The organism is Mycolicibacterium aurum (assembly GCF_900637195.1).
In the GTDB taxonomy this organism is placed as follows: domain Bacteria; phylum Actinomycetota; class Actinomycetes; order Mycobacteriales; family Mycobacteriaceae; genus Mycobacterium; species Mycobacterium aurum.
The window spans coordinates 52,743-70,232 of sequence record NZ_LR134356.1; the positions used below are offsets into that span (position 1 = coordinate 52,743).

16 protein-coding genes are annotated in these 17,490 nt (G+C 68.0%); 11 read left to right on the top strand and 5 right to left on the bottom strand.

Annotated features, from left to right (window positions below):
- Positions 1-3: 3 nt before the first annotated feature.
- From EL337_RS00295 to EL337_RS00305, 3 genes are all read right to left on the bottom strand, one after another.
- A complete protein-coding gene (locus tag EL337_RS00295; RefSeq protein ID WP_048635399.1) occupies positions 4-969 on the bottom strand; it encodes a pirin family protein in 966 nt (321 codons plus the stop codon).
- Positions 970-999: 30 nt separating this feature from the next.
- Positions 1,000-1,326, bottom strand: a complete 327-nt coding sequence (locus tag EL337_RS00300; protein ID WP_083443299.1) for a hypothetical protein — start codon at positions 1,324-1,326, stop codon at positions 1,000-1,002.
- Positions 1,327-1,405: 79 nt separating this feature from the next.
- Positions 1,406-1,846: an EVE domain-containing protein gene (locus tag EL337_RS00305; protein ID WP_048635401.1), complete on the bottom strand. Its 441-nt coding sequence runs from the start codon at positions 1,844-1,846 to the stop codon at positions 1,406-1,408.
- Positions 1,847-1,929: 83 nt separating this feature from the next.
- Between EL337_RS00305 and EL337_RS00310 the strand changes: the two genes are divergently transcribed.
- On the top strand, positions 1,930-2,205 hold the full coding sequence (locus tag EL337_RS00310; protein WP_048635402.1) for a DivIVA domain-containing protein: 276 nt from the start codon (positions 1,930-1,932) through the stop codon (positions 2,203-2,205).
- Complete coding sequence (locus EL337_RS00315) at positions 2,192-3,778, top strand: acyl-CoA carboxylase subunit beta (RefSeq protein ID WP_048635403.1); 1,587 nt, start codon at positions 2,192-2,194, stop codon at positions 3,776-3,778. The genes EL337_RS00310 and EL337_RS00315 overlap by 14 nt, the downstream gene beginning before the upstream one ends.
- 168 nt (positions 3,779-3,946) lie before the next feature.
- On the opposite strand, the gene EL337_RS00320 is transcribed toward EL337_RS00315, so the two are convergent.
- Complete coding sequence (locus EL337_RS00320; protein WP_048635404.1) at positions 3,947-4,240, bottom strand: WhiB family transcriptional regulator; 294 nt, start codon at positions 4,238-4,240, stop codon at positions 3,947-3,949.
- A 335-nt stretch (positions 4,241-4,575) separates the two neighbouring features.
- Here EL337_RS00320 and EL337_RS00325 point away from each other — a divergent pair, with 335 nt between their 5' ends.
- Positions 4,576-5,313 (top strand): helix-turn-helix domain-containing protein, encoded by a 738-nt coding sequence (locus tag EL337_RS00325; RefSeq protein ID WP_048635405.1) that lies wholly within the window; start codon positions 4,576-4,578, stop codon positions 5,311-5,313.
- 13 nt (positions 5,314-5,326) lie between these two features.
- On the opposite strand, the gene EL337_RS00330 is transcribed toward EL337_RS00325, so the two are convergent.
- The gene (locus tag EL337_RS00330) at positions 5,327-6,562 is read right to left on the bottom strand and encodes a MinD/ParA family ATP-binding protein (RefSeq protein WP_048635424.1); all 1,236 of its coding nucleotides are present in this window, start codon (positions 6,560-6,562) and stop codon (positions 5,327-5,329) included.
- Positions 6,563-7,041: 479 nt separating this feature from the next.
- Here EL337_RS00330 and EL337_RS00335 point away from each other — a divergent pair, with 479 nt between their 5' ends.
- The 8 genes from EL337_RS00335 (at position 7,042) to EL337_RS00370 (ending at position 17,426) form a co-directional block, all read left to right on the top strand.
- Complete coding sequence (locus tag EL337_RS00335) at positions 7,042-7,896, top strand: ESX secretion-associated protein EspG (RefSeq protein ID WP_048635406.1); 855 nt, start codon at positions 7,042-7,044, stop codon at positions 7,894-7,896.
- 18 nt (positions 7,897-7,914) lie between these two features.
- Positions 7,915-8,436, top strand: a complete 522-nt coding sequence (locus EL337_RS00340) for a hypothetical protein (RefSeq protein WP_048635407.1) — start codon at positions 7,915-7,917, stop codon at positions 8,434-8,436.
- Complete coding sequence (gene eccA, locus EL337_RS00345) at positions 8,433-10,160, top strand: type VII secretion AAA-ATPase EccA (protein ID WP_048635408.1); 1,728 nt, start codon at positions 8,433-8,435, stop codon at positions 10,158-10,160. The genes EL337_RS00340 and eccA overlap by 4 nt, the downstream gene beginning before the upstream one ends.
- Positions 10,160-11,635, top strand: a complete 1,476-nt coding sequence (gene eccB / locus EL337_RS00350; RefSeq protein ID WP_048635409.1) for a type VII secretion protein EccB — start codon at positions 10,160-10,162, stop codon at positions 11,633-11,635. Before eccA ends, eccB begins: the two co-directional genes overlap by 1 nt.
- A complete protein-coding gene (eccCa, locus tag EL337_RS00355; protein ID WP_048635410.1) occupies positions 11,632-13,857 on the top strand; it encodes a type VII secretion protein EccCa in 2,226 nt (741 codons plus the stop codon). Before eccB ends, eccCa begins: the two co-directional genes overlap by 4 nt.
- Entirely contained in the window at positions 13,857-15,638 is a 1,782-nt protein-coding gene (eccCb, locus tag EL337_RS00360) for a type VII secretion protein EccCb (RefSeq protein ID WP_048635411.1), read from the top strand. Before eccCa ends, eccCb begins: the two co-directional genes overlap by 1 nt.
- 148 nt (positions 15,639-15,786) lie before the next feature.
- Complete coding sequence (locus EL337_RS00365; protein WP_048635412.1) at positions 15,787-16,083, top strand: PE family protein; 297 nt, start codon at positions 15,787-15,789, stop codon at positions 16,081-16,083.
- 32 nt (positions 16,084-16,115) lie between these two features.
- Positions 16,116-17,426: a PPE family protein gene (locus tag EL337_RS00370; RefSeq protein WP_048635413.1), complete on the top strand. Its 1,311-nt coding sequence runs from the start codon at positions 16,116-16,118 to the stop codon at positions 17,424-17,426.
- Positions 17,427-17,490: the final 64 nt, after the last annotated feature.

Below are 17,490 nucleotides of genomic sequence, written 5' to 3' on the forward strand. Positions count from 1 at the left end.
CCTCTATACCCCGGGTGCCGGGCGGGGACGCAGCGTCGCGTTCGGCAGCGGTGGTGCGGGGAGGTGCTGGACGCGGCCGACGTAGCCCTCGACCGCACCGAAGCGGGCGTCGTGCTGTTGCCATTGCTCGCGGAAGCCGACGATCTCGTCGTGGCTGCGCCCGACAAAGTTCCACCACATCACCAGCTCCTCGGTGAACGGGGTGCCGCCGAGCAGCAGCAGCCGGGCCGGGCTGTCTCCGCGGTTGATCAGCTGCAGGCGGTCGTGCCCGGTGCCCTGGTAGGCGAGGTCGGCGACCGCCAGCGCCGACCCGCATGCCTCCACGTCGCCCTGGTCGACGAGCACCCCGTGTTCGAACGCCTCGTCCACCGCGAAGGTGACCTCCACGCCGGGGTCGAGATCGAGCTGAGCACCCAGCAGCGGCGTGAAGGTGTGCACCGGAGACCGCTCGCCCTCCAGCTCGCCGAGGAACACCCGGGCGGTGACGCCACCTGCCGACCGGGCAGTGGGCACGTGGTGCGCGAAGTCGCGGCCAGTGTCGCGGGCCGAGTCGGGCAGAGCCACCCACAGCTGCGCGCCGTGCAGGACCGTGGTGCCGGCTGTCGACACCTCTGAGTGACAGATCCCCGCGCCCGCGGTCATCAGGTTCAGTTCACCAGGGCGCACCATCGCGTGCACTCCGGCGCTGTCGCGATGTTCCACCTCGCCGCTGAACAACCAGCTGACGGTCTGCAGCCCGGTGTGGGGATGCGGCGGCACGTCCATCCCCGCACCGTCGCGGACGCGGTGGGGCCCGTAGTGATCGGCAAAACACCAGGCGCCGATCAGCGACCGCTCCCGCTGGGGCAGGGTCCGTCGCACCCGGATGGCGCGCGGGCCGCCGAGCGGCACCTCACGCGGCTGCAGCACTCCGTCGAATGGCGAAGCCACGCAGTCGACTTCGGCGGGGGCAGCCTCCGTATTGCTCATACCGTCCAGTATGCCCGCGGCGCGGCGGGGTTACCGGTGACCGGGAGGCGCCGGTGCCAACGAGGCACACGCCTGTCCCGCTGCGTCCCACGTCTGCTGGTCGACGCCGGGCGGTGCGGGCGGGGGACCCTCGGCGGGCGGAGCGTCACCCGGCGGCGGACCCTCGGGTGGTGCGTCCCCGGGGCCGCCGGCCGGGGGTGCGGGGACGCCGTGTTCGGTCATGCACTGCATGAACGCGTCGTTGCCGCCGGCCGGCTGTTGACCAGCGGCCGCGCCGGACGAACACGCGACGGCGGCAGGCACGAGGACGGCACCGAGTGCGGTGGTCATCACTGTGCGCAATGTTGGTCGAATCACGTTGTCTCCTCGCAGTTTCCGGTGTCTGCGAAGGTAGAGGTGCTTCGTGGGCGAGACCTTTTTGCACGCTATGCGTCGGCTATGAGGGCGCCGACGCCTGGGCCACCCCCGCAACCATCGCAGCGCGGATCACCTCGAGGTCGTGATCGTCGATCCGGAACACCCCGAACCGGAACTTGTACCCCCAGCGGGCCTTGTCCTCGATGAAGTCCAGGTCAGGTAGCAGCGGCCGGATGGGTGTCTCGACGCAGTCGAGGAAGTCGACGTTGCGTCGCCAGAGCGGAGATTCCGACGAGATGTCTGCCGGGTAGGGCTCGTCGTCGACGATCCGGCCGATGGCGGTGAACGCCTGCAGGGCAGGACCGTCGGGGTACACGGTCCGGGGGGAGTAGAAGACGATCCAGTCGCCGCGCTCCATCTTGCGCAGCATGTGCGGTTTACCGTGGTTGGCCTGAGTGAAACGGCCGCGAACACCGCGTTCGACGTGATCGCGGCTGACTGTGTTGATCCAGTTCGTCATGCCTGAAACGCTAGGCCGCCTCTCCGACAATCCACAGGGCCCGGCGCCGCACCTGTGGATAACCCGGGCGTTAGTCTGGCGCGATGAGCGACGGTGCCCTCACAGGCGACTACCTGCGGAACGTGACGTTCGAGAAGCCGCCCTGGGGCAAGCGTGGTTACAACGAGAAGGCCGTCGCCGACTTCGTGGCTCTGTGTGCCCGCCGGCTCGACGGGCGCGGTCACCTGACCGCCGAGGACGTGCGCAACGTGCGCTTCAACAAACCGCCGTTCGGCAAGCGCGGCTTCGACGAGAACCAGGTCGACGACCTGCTCGCCGAAATCGCCTCGGCCATAGACCATCTCGATGCCCGGTCCTGACTCGCCCCGGGATGACCTGGCCGAGGTCCTGCGGCGGCGCGCGCTCACCGAGGACCAGGCGCGCCCCGACGCCGTCGACCGCAGGCACGCCGGCGGCGGCCGCACCGCACGGGAGAATGTGGACGACCTCGTCGATCCCGGTTCGTTCGTCGAGTACGGACGATTCGCGGTCGCCCCGCAGCGCATGCGCCGCGACATCGAGGACCTGATCGCACGCACCCCGGCCGACGGTCTGGTGGCAGGCACCGCGCGGATCAACGGCCGGCTCTTCGGCGCCGAGCGCAGTGCCTGTGCGGTGCTGTCGTATGACTACACGGTGATGGCCGGCACGCAGGGCGCGCTGGGACACCGCAAGAAGGATCGGCTCTTCGAGCTGATCGAACGGATGCAGTTGCCCACCGTGTTCTTCGCCGAGGGCGGCGGTGGACGGCCGGGCGACACCGACTACCCCGTCGTCTCCGCCCTCGACACCCGGGCATTCGCGCTGTGGGCCAAGCTTTCCGGCGTGGTGCCCCGCATCGCGGTGGTCAACGGCCGGTGCTTCGCCGGCAACGCGGTGATCGCCGGCGCGTCCGATCTCATCGTCGCCACCCGCAACGCCTCACTCGGTATGGGTGGCCCGGCGATGATCGCCGGCGGGGGCCTCGGCGACGTAGCACCCGACGCCGTCGGGCCGATGTCGACGCAGGAACCGAACGGCAACGTCGACGTCGTCGTCGCCGACGAAGCCGAGGCCGTCGCGGTCACGCGGCAACTGCTCGGGTACTTCCAGGGGCCTGTCACCGAGTGGACAGCGCCGGACCAGACGACCCTGCGTACCGCGGTGCCCGAACGTGCGCGCCGCGCCTACGACGTCGCCCCCGTCATCGAGACACTCGCCGACGCGGGGTCGGTGACCATGCTCCGGCCGCGCTTCGCCCGCGAGATGGTGACGGCACTGGCACGCATCGAGGGCCGGGCTGTCGGCGTGATCGCCAACGACACGCGGTTCACCGCGGGCGCCATCACGGCGGCGGCCGCCGACAAGGCCGCCCGGTTCCTGCAACTGTGCGATGCGTTCGGGTTGCCCGTCGTCTCCCTCATCGACTGCCCGGGATACATGGTGGGCCCCGCCGCCGAGGCGGAGTCGCTGGTGCGCAGGGCATCGCGAATGCTGGTGGCCGGGGCGGCACTTCGAGTGCCGATGATCGCCGTGATCCTGCGCCGGGGCTACGGACTGGGTGCGCAGGCGATGGCCGGCGGCAGCCTGCACGAGCCGATCCTCACGGTGGCATGGCCGGGCGCACACCTCGGGCCGATGGGCTTGGAGGGTGCGGTGCGGTTGGGGATGCGAAAGGAGCTCGACGCGATCGCCGACGACGCAGAGCGTGAGGAGCGCGTTCGGGTGGCGACGGCCGCGGCGCAGGAGAACGCCAAGGCGCTCAACGCGGCGATGCTCTTCGAGATCGACGACGTCATCGACCCGGCGGAGACGCGGACGGTGATCGCGGCGACGTTGGCGGCGTCAGATACAGACACGAAAAAACCGGCTCCCGGTGGGAGCCGGTCCTCGAGGTTTGTCGATACCTGGTAAGTCGGGGACGGTGCCGGCTGCGCCTCTCGGCAAGTGGTCGCTCGCGGCGACTATGGGGTGGGGCCCGGGGCATGCTCGGCACCGTCGAAGTCTGTAACCACTAGAGACTCCGGACTATTCCGGTGCGCGTCCGCCGCCGACCCCCCAGCGGCGGCGGACGGCCCGGCGTCAGGCGGTCTCGGCGTAGTACACGCGCCGCTCGCCGACGGGGTAGCCGTTCTGCTCGGCCAGCGACTTGAGCTGACGCAGGGCGAAGGTGCGCCCGCGGCCGGCCTCAGGGACGTAGATGCCGGCCCACAGCCCCTCGGCGCGCGGCGACTCGTACGCCTCGCGTGCGCACAGCCAGCGTCGTGGGCAGGACCGGCAGATGGCCTTGGCCTCATCGTCGGCGGTGGTGGTCCAGCGCTCAGGGTCCCGGGTGCACTCGCCGACCGGCGTCTCATCCCACGACTTTGCGTTCATCCGTGTGCTCCTTTGGTCTGCTGGCGGCGCGACGGCCGCGATAGAGCACAAGGTAACCAACAAACCGTAGCGATGCAACAGTAACCGCTGCAGTCTGGATAGACGCTGGACGCAGACTGAGCGCGAAGAGGTGCCCAAATACCATTGAACAGCGATAACGCACTGAAGGGGCGCTCCGCAAAATTCTTGAAGATTCTGTCGCGTTGTTACGGTATAGACCAGACAGATGCTGTAGTTTGGTGTGTGGCGCTGCCCGAAGTGGACGCCGGAACACTGACTACATAGCTCGGTACGATGAGCGCGCCGTGACCAGACAGCATGAGGAACCCGGGTAGATGACGAACGCGGAGCCGGTCGACGAGCCGGCCGATGCGCCAGATCCCGGCATGGCCAGAGCGGGCGCCGCCGCGGCGGCACGGCGCCGCGAACTCGACATCAGCCAGCGAAGCCTGGCGGCCGACGGGATCATCAACGCCGGGGCGCTCATCGCCTTCGAGAAGGGCCGGAGTTGGCCCCGGGAGCGCACCCGAGCCCGTCTCGAAGAGATCCTGCAGTGGCCGCCGGGAACTATCGCCCGGCTGCGCAAAGGCGAGCCGATACGACCCAGCGCCCCTCCGCCCGAAGCGCCGACGGCGGCTGGTGGCGACGAGGTGTCACTGATCGCGCAGGCGATCGTCACCGCGGTGGGTGCCTTCGACTCCTCCGTGGCCTCGCTCCCATCCGACACCGAGGCCACGTTCATCCCGCGAGTGACGGCGATCCTCGCCGACCTGCGTCAGCTTGAGGCGGTCGCATCCCGGGCGGCTCGCATCAGGGTGACGCCCACCCTGATCAAGGCGCTCAGCGCCGTCCGCAGTCTCTACGACGACCTGATGATGCGGGCTGCGCGCGCCCCGCAGGCCACCCTTGGGCACCGGCTCTATGCAGCGCGCCGCAGCGCAAATCTCACCGCCCTCGAAACTGCCCAAGCCGCAGGGGTTTCCGAGCAGGTCATCCAGGCGGCCGAGGCCGGCGAGCCGCTCTCACCCGACGAGGCCGAGGCCATCGACACGCTGGTCGGTCAGATCGCCTGACTGCGGGCGGTACTCAGCGCCGTTCGCGCGCGCGCTCGTCGCGGTTGGGGAAGAACTGGGCCAGCGCGGCGCACACCTCGATGAACTTGCGGCGGGCGCCCGGCGACATCTGAGCTGTCCCGTCGATCACGCCGCCGGGACGCAGGTGCCCGTCGAACGGAACCTCGATGACGAGCTGGCCCTGCCCCGAGAACTGTTGGGCCAGAATGCTTCTCGTGCGCTTATCGGCGTGCCCGTCGGAGTCGTTGAGAACGACCACAGTCCGTTGGAGCAGGGTGGTCAACCCCCTGGCGGCCAGCCAGTCCAGAGTTTGACCGGCAGCGGCGGCGCCGTCGACCCACGGCGATGACACGACCACGAGGGCGTCCAGATCGCGCAGTGCCTCGTGGGTGACGGGGGAGTCCATCGTGGAACTGCAGTCGATGACCGAGATGGTGAAGTGCCGGTCGAGTCGCGCGGTCGCCTCTCTGTAGATGGCAGGATCGAGCACCCGGCGACGGGCCGGAGTCGCTTCGCCGGCCAGGACGAACAACCCCGCCGCGTTGCTGCCCACGCGATTGCGGATGTCGGCGAACGTCTCCAGGTGCTGATCGGCGGCGAGTTCCCAGAACGAACCCTGGGCCCTCGGGTCGACCCGGCTGCCGAGCTTGCCGAAGGCGGTGTCGGCATCGACGGCGACAACGCGGTCTTCCTGGCGCAACTCGGCGAACACCGAGCCGATGCTGGCCGACACCGTCGTCTTGCCGACGCCGCCCTTGCCCATCACACCGACCTTGAAATGGCCGCGCAGCGGGACGCGGATCTTGGCCTCGAGGTCGGCGAGGCGCCGTTCTTCGGGCGTGGGGCCGAGATTGACCAGACCGAACGTCGCCTTGTACAGCGCCAGCCGCCAGCCCCGGCCGGGAATGACCTTGCGGGGCGGGATCAGCGCATCCTGGCGGATGCGCTCGGTGTAGGTCGTGGGCTGCTGTCCCTGCCAGGGTGGCTGACCGGGAGCCGGCGCCGGGTGGCCCGGCGGGTTCCACGGCGGTGGCGGCGGATGCCCCCGGCCGTCGGCGGGCCGCGGGTAGGGAGGCGGCTGACGGAACATGCCATCGGGCCGTGCCGGATCGGGTGCAGAGCCGGGCGGACCGGGCCTCGACGGCTCCGGCGACACCGCCGCAGCCCGCTCCGTTGCCGGCTCGAGGTCGGAAGCCGCGCCGCCCGGCCATCCCGGGTCTCTCCGCAGCGCCTCGTCGCGGTCGCTCACCACACGTCTCCTCTGTTGCACCGGTGTCGTCGGTTGGCCGCACTGTGGCAGGCCGCCTCCGCCAGGCTAGCGGTAGCACGACCCCAGCAAACTCTGTGAGCACCTCACTGGTCGTTGTTGCAGGCCCCGTGCACGCCCGCTACCAGGGTGTCCGCCGGCCGCCCGCGGTGAGGGGGCACGGCAGATCCACGGCGCCGATATTGGTTTGCCATAGTCGAGAGTGGTCACATAGAGACGTTGATTACGGTAGCTGCGGGACGCGAGGCGCTGCCGGGGATGTGAACGAGGTGCGGGGGAATTGGTGTCATGGTCGGGGTATCGGCGCTGGTACGCTGCCGTCAGGAAGGGGTGAACAGCATGGCCCGGTTGGGTAGGTGTCAAGGGCTTGGCAAAGTTACCGCCGGTCTGACCCGTGCAGGCGCGGCCGTGCTCGTCAAGACCCCCGCAGTGATCGGCACGGCCGGCGGGCGGCGCAGCTGATGGCCAGCCCTTTTCTCAACGACCGCGAACCCACCCACTACGACGACGTCGTCGGTGCGGAGGTGACCATCGACGGCATGCTGGTCATCGCCGACCTGCTGCACCTCGTCGACTTCCCGCTGTCGCTGGCGATCCGGCCGAACATTCCCTACGAGGACCAACGCAAGATCGTCTGGGACCAGGTGACGCGCGACCTCACCGCGCAGGGCATCCTCACCGCCTTCGGCGACCCGCACCCCGAGGTTGCCGCGATGGTCGACACGCTGAGCAGGCCCGACCGCACCCTCGACTGTCGCTGGTGGCGCCGCGACATCGGTGGCAAAATGGTCCGCTTCGTGGTGTGCCGCAAGGGGGAGCGTCATGTCGTCGCCGCGCGTGATGAAGACATGCTGGTGCTGCAACGGGTGGCGCCGCAGATCGGCCTCGCGGCCATGGTGAACGTCGTCATCGGTAGCGCCGACCCCGCCAACGTGGAGCCGCTCACCGGCATCGCGTCCAAGCTGGCCGAAACGCGAACCGCCGAGCAACTCAGTGCCTACGGCCAGCCGCCGTCGTCGGCCAAGATCTACGCCGAGGCCACCGCGAACCCGGACAGCTGGGTGGAGATCACCGCCGCCGAGCGCCATCCGGGCGGTACCCAGTCCCAGGCCGGGGTCGGTGCCGGCGTCCTCGATTCCAGCCACGGCAGGATCGTGTCCATTCCGCGGCGGGTGAGCGGGGAGTTGTACGGCAGTTTCCTTCCCGGCACCCAGGAGAACCTTCAGCGCGCACTGGACGGGTTGATGGAATTCCTCCCGTCCAAGGCCTGGTTCGAGCAGCGGGACGCGGTCGACAACAACTCCTACGCGGATTGAGAAAGGCGAAAACGTAAGGTGGCCAACCCTCCCCACGGCCCTCATGACGATGAGGACCACGACGACCTCGCGGCGCTGGACTACAGCGCTGCGGGTGACGCCGAGGGCGAGACAGACCTCGGAACGCTCCTCGGCAACTACGGGGCCGCCGACGATCCCGTGCGCCCCGATCCGCTGGGAACGTCCCTCGACGGCGAAGACGACCACGCGATGCCGATGTTCACCGTGACCAATCCGCCGGGCACCGTGACCGTGACGACCTACATGGACGGTCGGGTGCGCGATGTGGATCTGTCGCCTGGGGCAGCGGCGCTCACCGAGGCCGTGCTCGCCGACGAGATCGTCGTCATCGCCGGGCTGGCCACCCAGGACGCCAGGTCGGCTCAGTACACCTTCATGTTGGAAGGCATGCGGGAACACGGTCACGACACTGTGGCGACCCGAGATTTTCTGCGTCGTGATCTCGACCTGCCCACCCCGGAACAGGCTCAGGCGGCGCGCGCCGAGCTGTTCACAACCCGCTACGCAGGTGAGGAATGACAGAACATCTGGCAGGCGTCTTCGGGACCGCGGTGGGCATGCTGCCCACGTCGCCCGCGCGGTCACTGGAGCTGTTCACCGAGATCACCACGCTCGACGAAACCGCGTGCGACGCCTGGGTCGGACGGATCCGGTGCGGCGACACCGACCGGGTGACGATGTTCCGTGCGTGGTACTCGCGGAACAACTTCGGCCAGCTGGCGGGCACCGCCGAGATCTCGATGAACAGCCTCGGTGCGCGGGTGCCGATCGGTGGGATGTTCGGCGACATCACGTACCCGGTGAATTCGCCGCTCGCCATCACCTTGGGTTTCGCCGTCAGCGAGGCGGCTGTCGGCAACTACGCCGATGCGATGGAGGCCCTCGACGATGTCCCGGCCGCCGGTGGCGAGTATCTGGTGGCCTGGGTCAAGGCGGTCATCTACGCGGCAGCTCAGCGCTGGACCGACGTGATCGACCAGGTGCGCACCGCGGGCACGGCGTGGCCGGACAAGTTCCTGGCCGGCGCCGCCCTGGTGGCGCACGGTGTGGCGGCCGCGAATCTGGGCCTGTTCACCGAGGCGGAACGCCGCCTGGTGGAAGCCAATTCGGCACCGGCGGGCCAGGCCTGCAACCGCGTCATCGCGTGGTACTCGGCCATGGCCTATCGGTCACTCGGCAACGAGGAAGCGGCCGTCCGACTGCTCGAATGGTTGCAGGCGTCCCACCCGAACCCGGATGTCGCTGCGGCACTCAAGGATCCGGGCTACCGGATGCAGACCACGACGGCGGAGAAAATCGCGTCCCGCCGGGATCCGTGGGACGCCGACAGCGCCGAGGCGGACAATTCGGGCCGCGAGACGCTGCTCGCCGAGGCGCAGGCCGAACTCGATCGCCAGATCGGACTGACCAGGGTCAAGGAGCAGATCGAGCGCTACCGGGCCGCGACCCAGATGGCGAAGGTGCGCGCCGCCCGCGGCATGAAGGTCGCCCAGGCCTCCAAACACATGATCTTCACCGGTCCGCCCGGCACGGGCAAGACGACCATTGCGCGTGTGGTCGCCAACATTCTCGCCGGGCTGGGCGTGATCGCGGAACCCAAGCTCATCGAGACGTCCCGTAAAGACTTCGTCGCCGAGTACGAGGGGCAGTCCGCGGTCAAGACCGCTCGCACCATCGACCGCGCGATGGACGGCGTGCTGTTCATCGACGAGGCGTACACGCTGGTACAGGAACGTGACGGGCGTGCCGACCCATTCGGCACCGAAGCCCTGGACACACTGCTGGCACGCATGGAGAACGACCGCGACCGGCTGGTCGTCATCATCGCCGGCTACAGCAACGACATCGACCGTCTGCTGGAAACCAACGACGGCCTGCGCTCCCGGTTCTCCACCCGCATCGAGTTCGACTCGTACTCTCCGGAGGAGATTGTCGACATCGCGAGAGTGATTGCTGCCGGCAATGATTCGAGTCTCGCGGATGACGCCGCCAAGCTGGTCCTGGAAGCGGCCACCCTGCTGACCCAGAGCACATCGGGCGGAAAGCCGGCGCTCGATGTCGCGGGCAACGGCCGGTACGCGCGCCAGCTCGTCGAAGCCGGTGAACAGACCCGGGACATGCGCCTGGCCCGGTCGCTGGATTTCGACCAGCTCGACGTCGAACAGCTCAGTGCCATCAGCGGTGAGGACATGGCCGCCGCGATCGCATCAGTGCACGGCCGCATGAACATCAGCGGGTCCTGATGGCAGGATTCCGGCTCACCACCAAGGTGCAGGTCAGCGGCTGGCGCTTTCTGCTGCGCCGCGTCGAGCACGCGATCGTCCGCCGTGACACCCGGATGTTCGACGACCCGCTGCAGTTCTACAGCCGAGCGGTGACGGCGGGGCTGGTGATCGCGGTCCTGATCTGCGTGGGGGCCGTGCTGCTCGCCTACTTCAAGCCGCTCGGAAAGCGCGGCGGCGACTCCCTTTTGGTGGATCGCACCACCAACCAGCTCTACGTGGTCCTTCCCGACAGCGGCCAGCTGCGTCCGGTGTACAACTTGACGTCCGCCCGGCTGATTCTCGGAAACGGCAAGACCCCGGTCGCGGTCAAATCCGAGGAGCTCGACCGGATGCCGAAAGGGCAGACGGTGGGCATCCCGGGAGCGCCCTATGCCACTCCGGTGTCGACGTCGCCCGACTCGCAGTGGACGCTGTGCGACACCGTCATCAAGCCGGACAGCGTGGCCCCCGAGGTCGAATCGTCGGTGCTGATCACGCCACTGGCCGTGGACCTTTCGGTGGGCGGCATGCGTCCGGAGCAGGGCATGCTGGTCTCCTTCAAGGACCAGGACTGGCTCATCACCGCCAGCGGCCGGCACCTCATCGACCTGTCCGACCGCGCGGTCACGTCCGCCGTGGGGATACCCGTGACCGCCCGGTCGACGCCGATCTCGGAGGGGCTGTTCAACGCACTGCCGAACGCGGGCCAGTGGCGGCTCGCGGACATCCCGGCCGGAGGAACCCCCAACACGGTGGGCCTGCCACCGGAGCTGGTCGTCGGTTCGGTGTTCATGACCGTCACCGATTCCGAGGAACAGTACTTCGTGGTGCTGCCGAACGGCGTCGCGAAGGTCAACGGCACCACCGCCGCTGCATTGCGTGCAACCAACTCCTACGGCCTCATCGAGCCGCCGTCGATGGAATCGAGCGCGGTGGCGCGGGTGCCCGAGCAGGTGTACGACTCGCCGCTGCCGGATGTCCCGATGGATGTGCTTCTGCGTCAGGAAATCCCGACCCTGTGCTGGTCGTGGCAGCGTCTGGCCGGTGACCAGGCTCCGAAGATGACGGTGATCGCGGGACGGCGGCTGCCGCTGTCCGCTACATCGCTGACCACGGGAATCGACCAGATCACCGGCGATGCCACCGTGTACATCAGTGGCGGACAATACATTCGGCTGCAGTCGCCGGATCCGCGCTACGGGGAGAGCCTGTACTACATCGACCCGCAGGGGGTGCGCTACGGCCTGCCGGACGAGGAGACGGCGGCCAAACTGGGGCTCTCGTCGCCGCGGACCGCCCCGTGGCAGGTGGTCAGCCTCCTGGTCGACGGCCCGGTGCTGTCACAGCAGGCGGCGCTCGTGGAGCACGACACCTTGCCGCCGAATCCGAACCCCCGCAGGGTCGGTGGCGCTGCGGCGGCTCCAGCGGTAGCGGGTAACGGAGGCGGAGGATGACGACACGGAAGTTCACGCCGATCATCAAGCGGGGGCCGCGGCTGACCCCCGGCGAGATCAACGTGACCCCACCCGAGGACCTCGGCATCGACATTCCGCCCTCCGGCATGCAGAAGGCGCTGCCGTGGGTGATGGGCGGCTGCATGCTCGGCATGGTCGCCATCCTGATCTTCGGCGGCATGCGGAACTTCTCGCCGTACATGCTGATGATGCCGATGATGGTCGTGATGGGTGCGGTCGGCATGATGGCCAGCGGTGGCAGCGGCGGCAAGAAGGTGCCCGAGATCAACGCCGACCGCAAGGAGTACCTACGCTATCTGGCCGGCCTGCGCACGCGGGTCACGTCGTCGGCGGCCGCCCAGGTGACGTTCTTCAACTACCACGCACCGCACCCCGACGATCTGCTCTCGATCATCGGCACGCATCGGCAGTGGTCGCGACCCGCCAACCACGACTTCTACGCGGCGACGCGGATCGGACTCGGATCTGAGCCCGCCGTCGACCGATTGCTCAAACCGGCCGTCGGTAGCGAACTGGTCGGTCCCGCGGGTGCTCCGCAGCCGCACCTGGAACCCGTCAGCCACATGTGGGTGACGAAGTTCCTGCGCACCCACGGGCTGATCCATGACTGTCCGAAGCTGGTCCAGCTGAAGACTTTTCCGACGATCGCGGTCGGCGGTGACACCGCCGGGGCGGCCGAATTGCTGACGGCGATGATCTGCCACCTCGCGGTGTTCCACCCGCCGGACATGCTGCAGATCCGCGTCCTCACCGATGACCCCGAGGACCCCACCTGGGCGTGGCTCAAATGGTTGCCGCATGTGCAGCATCAATCGGACTCCGACGCCGCCGGCGCGACGCGGCTGGTGTTCACCCGTCCCGACGCGCTCAGCGACCTGGCCGCCCGCGGCCCGCACACCGCCGACGCGGCGCCCACCGGAGCGTACGTCGTCGTCATCGACTTGACCGGTGGCAGAGCAGGTTTCCCGATGGATGGCCGGGCCGGGGTCACCGTCATCACGCTGGGCAACCACCGGTCGGCATACCGGATCCGGGTCGATGCCGGCGACGGGACCGCTGACGACAAGCTGCCCAACCAGTCGTTCCGCCTCGTCGCCAGTCAGGTGGACAGGATGACGCCCCGCCAAGCCGAGCGGGTGGCACGCAAGCTGGCGGGCTGGTCGATCACCGGAACGATCATCGACAAGGGCACCCGCGTCCAGAAGAAGGTCGCCACCGAGTGGCACGAGATCGTCGGAGCGCAGACCGTGGAGGAGGTGACTCCCGCCCGCTGGCGGATGTTCACCGACACCGACCGCGACCGGCTCCGAATTCCATTCGGCCATGAACTCAAGACCGGCGACATCATGCATCTCGACATCAAGGAGGGTGCGGAGTTCGGCGCCGGCCCGCACGGCATGCTCATCGGCACCACCGGGTCGGGCAAGTCGGAGTTCCTACGCACCCTGATCCTGTCGCTGGCCGCCACCCACCATCCCGACCAGATCAACCTCCTCCTCACCGACTTCAAGGGTGGTTCGACGTTTCTCGGCATGGAGAAGTTGCCGCACACCGCCGCCGTCGTCACGAACATGGAAGAGGAGGCCGAGCTGGTCAGCCGGATGGGTGAGGTGCTCACCGGTGAACTCGACCGCCGACAGTCGATCCTGCGCCAGGCAGGCATCCAGGTCGGCGCGGCGGGCGCACTGTCCGGCGTCGCCGAATACGAGAAGCACCGCGAGCGCGGGGCTGATCTACCGCCGCTACCCACCCTCTTCGTCGTCGTCGACGAGTTCGCAGAGCTTCTGCAGAATCACCCCGACTTCATCCAGCTGTTCGACCGGATCTGCCGGGTCGGGCGGTCGCTGCGCGTGCACCTGCTACTGGCCACCCAGTCGCTCAACACCGGCGGTACCCGCATCGACAAACTGGAACCCAACCTCACGTACCGGATCGCGTTGCGGACCACCAGCTCTGCGGAGTCGAAAGCAGTGATCGGCACGCCCGAGGCGCAGTACATCACCAACAAGGAGAGCGGCGTCGGCTTCCTCCGGGTGGGGATGGAGGATCCGGTGAAGTTCCAGAGTGTCTACACCGGAAATCCCTACGTGCCCACGGTGACCAGCGCTGGTGACGACGAGACGCCCCGGACACACGCCGATAAGAGCATCCGGATCCACAAGTTCACGGCGGCACCGATCCTGGACGCGAGGGTGGGCTGATGACCATCGACTCGGGACAGAAGGTGCTGCGCGAGGTCGTCCTCGAGCAACTGGCCACCGGTGAGAACCATGCATACCGGATGTGGTTGCCGCCGTTGGCCGATCCGACGCCCGTCAACGAGCTGGTGGCACGCGACTACGACCGCCGCCCTCTGCGGATCGGGCTGGGCATCATGGACGAGCCGCGCAGGCATCGCCAAGAGGTGTGGGGTATCGACCTCACCACCGCGGCGGGCAACATCGCGATCGGTGGGGCCCCCCAGACCGGGAAGTCGACTCTGCTGCAGACGTTCATGCTCTCGGCGGCGGCATCGCACACGCCGCGGCAGATCCAGTTCTACTGCGTCGACATGGGCGGCGGCGGTTTGATGTACGTGGAAGATCTGCCGCACGTCGGCGGCGTCGCGACCCGGGCTGAACCCGACCGGGTGAACAGGGTGGTCGCCGAGGTCAAAGCTGTTCTGCGGCAACGGGAGCAGGTGTTCAAGCAGTATCGCGTCGGGTCCGTTGCCGACTATCGGCAGATGCGCGAGGACCCCGGCCATCCGGCGTCTGCCGATCCGTTCGGCGATGTCTTCCTGGTGATCGACGGTTGGCCCGCCTTCGCGGCGGAGTTTCCCGACCTGGAGCCGATCGTGCAGGACATCGCCGGGCAGGGCCTCGCCTACGGCGTGCACACCATGATCTCGACGCCGAGGTGGACAGAGCTGCGCGCCCGTATCCGGGACTACCTCGGGACCAAGATCGAGTTCCGGCTGGGCGACGTCAACGAAACCCAGATCGACCGGATCACCCGTGAGATACCGATCAACCGTCCCGGTCGCGCGGTGTCCACCGAGAAGCACCATCTGATGATCGGTGTGCCGCGGCTGGACGGGGTGCACAGTGCCGCAGGGCTGGTGCCTGCCATGGCGGCCGCGGTCCAAGAGATTTCGGCGCGGCACACCGACGAGGCACCGCCGGTGCGCGTGCTGCCCAGCCGGATCCACCTGCACGAGCTGGATCCGACGCCGCCGAGTGTGGACTCGGATTACCGCACACGGTGGACGATTCCGGTGGGCGTGCGCGAATCCGATCTGACGGTCGCGCACAACCACATGTACAGCACTCCGCACCAGCTGATCTTCGGTGCGCCGAAGTCGGGCAAAACGACGATCGCGCACGCGGTGGCGCGGGCAATCTGCGCCCGCAACAGCCCAAAACAGGTGCGCTTCATGATCGCCGACTATCGGTCCGGTCTGCTCGAGGCCGTCCCGGAGTCGCATCTCCTCCCGGCGGGGGCCATCAACCGCAACCAAGGCGCGCTTGAGGAAGCGATCAAGGCGCTGGTGATCGTGCTGTCCAAACGGTTGCCGCCCGCTGACCTGACGCCCGCCCAATTGCGCGCACGGTCGTGGTGGGAGGGCCCCGACATCGTGCTGCTGGTCGACGACTGGCACATGATCACCGCAGCAGGCGGACTGCTCCCGCCGATGGCTCCGCTCGCGCCCCTCCTGCCCGCAGCTGCCGACATCGGCCTGCACCTGGTGGTGACGTGTCAGATGAGCCAGGCGAGCCGCGCCACGATGGACAAATTCGTCGGCGCCGCCTACGGCTCCGGTAGTCCGACGATGTTCCTGTCCGGGGAGAAGCAGGACTTTCCGTCGCGGGAGATCATCGTCAAGAAAAGGCCACCTGGACAGGCCTTTTACGTGACGCCCGATGGTAAAGAAGTGATCCAAGCGGCGTATGTGGACCCACCCGCAGAAGAAGTGTTCGGACCACCCCCAAACGCCGGTTAATATTGAATCCGTACTCCTCCAGCAAATGGAGGAATGGCGCAGGAGCCAAAATTGCCGCGGGGGTTAAAAGCAGGTCCCACCGGGTATTGGTGTCCTACGGGCAACGATAAAAGACACTCATGTATTTCGGGCGAACAGGAGTCAGCAAATGCAACCACTGAGCCATAACCCCGCAGCCGCCGGAATCGGTGGTCAGGTCACGGCCAACGGAGCACGCGGCCTGGCGACAGGCACGGCAGCCACGGCCGAGGTCAGCGCACTGGCCCCGGCGGGCGTCGACGAGGTGTCGGCGATCGCCGCGGTGAGCTTCATTTCGGAGGGCGTGCAGACCCTCGGTATCAACGCCCTGGCGCAGCAGGAGATCGCCCGCGCCGGCGCGACGGTCATCGAAGCTGCGGTCGCCTACGAGGCCACCGACGCCGCGAACGCCGCCACCCTCATCTAGGTCGGACAGACCTGATTCGAGTCGGGTGAACCATGGCCAACATCGGTATCCCGGTACCACCGTCCTGGGTGGCGTTACCGCCCGAGATCAACACCTCGCGCCTGCAGGCAGGCGCGGGGGCGGTGCCGATGCTGCAGGCCGCAGCCGGTTGGGAAGCGTTTGCCATCTCGTTGGAGACGCAGGCCGACGAGCTGGCGTCCAGCCTGGCCTCGCTCGCTCAGACATGGCAGGGCACGGCCAGCGAGCGGGCCGTCATGGCGGCGATGCCGATGGTTCTGTGGCTGCGCATGCTGTCGCTGCAGGCGCACAAGCGAGCACTGCAAGCCTCAGCGCAGGCCAGCTCGTGGGCCACCGCGGCCACCGGCACCCCGCAGCTGCCCGAGATCGAACTCAACCACGTCACCAACGCGGTGCTCAACGCGACCAATTTCCTTGGTGTCAACGGCGTTCCGATCGCCATCAACGAGGCTGACTACGTCCGGATGTGGAACCAGGCGGCCGCCGTGATGACCGCCTACGAGACCGAGACAGTCTTGAACACCACGTTCGAGCCTGTCGCGCCGCCGAAACCGATCACCGTACCTGCCGGGTCGGAGGCGGCGCTTGCGGCAGCCATGGCGGGCAAGGGCCCCGGGATGGGTGAGGCACTGATCCGCAACGCCATCATCACGAAGGTGAGCACCACCGGAAAACTGGAGAGCGCGAATCAAGCGGCCGGCCAGCTGGAGGGGATGGCGCGGGGAGCCGCCGATCAGGGTCGTTCCCAGGCCGACAACGGCCAGATGATGCAGCAGGCGCCCCAGCAGGGCATGCAAATGGGCATGCAGATGGCTTCTCAGCTGGGCTCCACCCTGGGTCAGCTGCCACAGCAGATGATGCAGGGGGTCACCCAGCCGTTCCAACAGCTCACCCAGCCACTGCAGCAGGTGTCGTCGCTGTTCGGGCAGATGATGGGCGGCGACAAGGGTGCTCAGGTGGGAATGCTCGGTGCCACACCGTTTTCCAACCACCCCGCCATCGGCGGGACGGGCGCGGCCACCGGTTCGGGACTGGTCCGCGCGGCGTCGCTACCCGGTGCCGGTGGTTCGGCGGCACGGACACCGTTGATGTCCAACTTGGTGGGCTCCGGACTGCAGCCCACCAGCCCGGTGGCCGTCGGTGCCGGAGCAGGCCCGGGCGCCGGAGCCGGCCTGGCACCGGTCGGATCCGGCAGTGGCACAGGCGCCGGGGGGCCGATGGGCATGCACGGCGCGCGGGGGAAGAGCGGCGGCAACAAGCAGGGACTGAATGTGCCGGCGCCGCTGGAGCACGACCTCAGCGAAGACGAGGACGACGAATGGTGATGATCCACAACAGACTTGCCGGCCACCTGGGTCGGGAGGACTCGCGCTGAGCGCGAGAGCACAG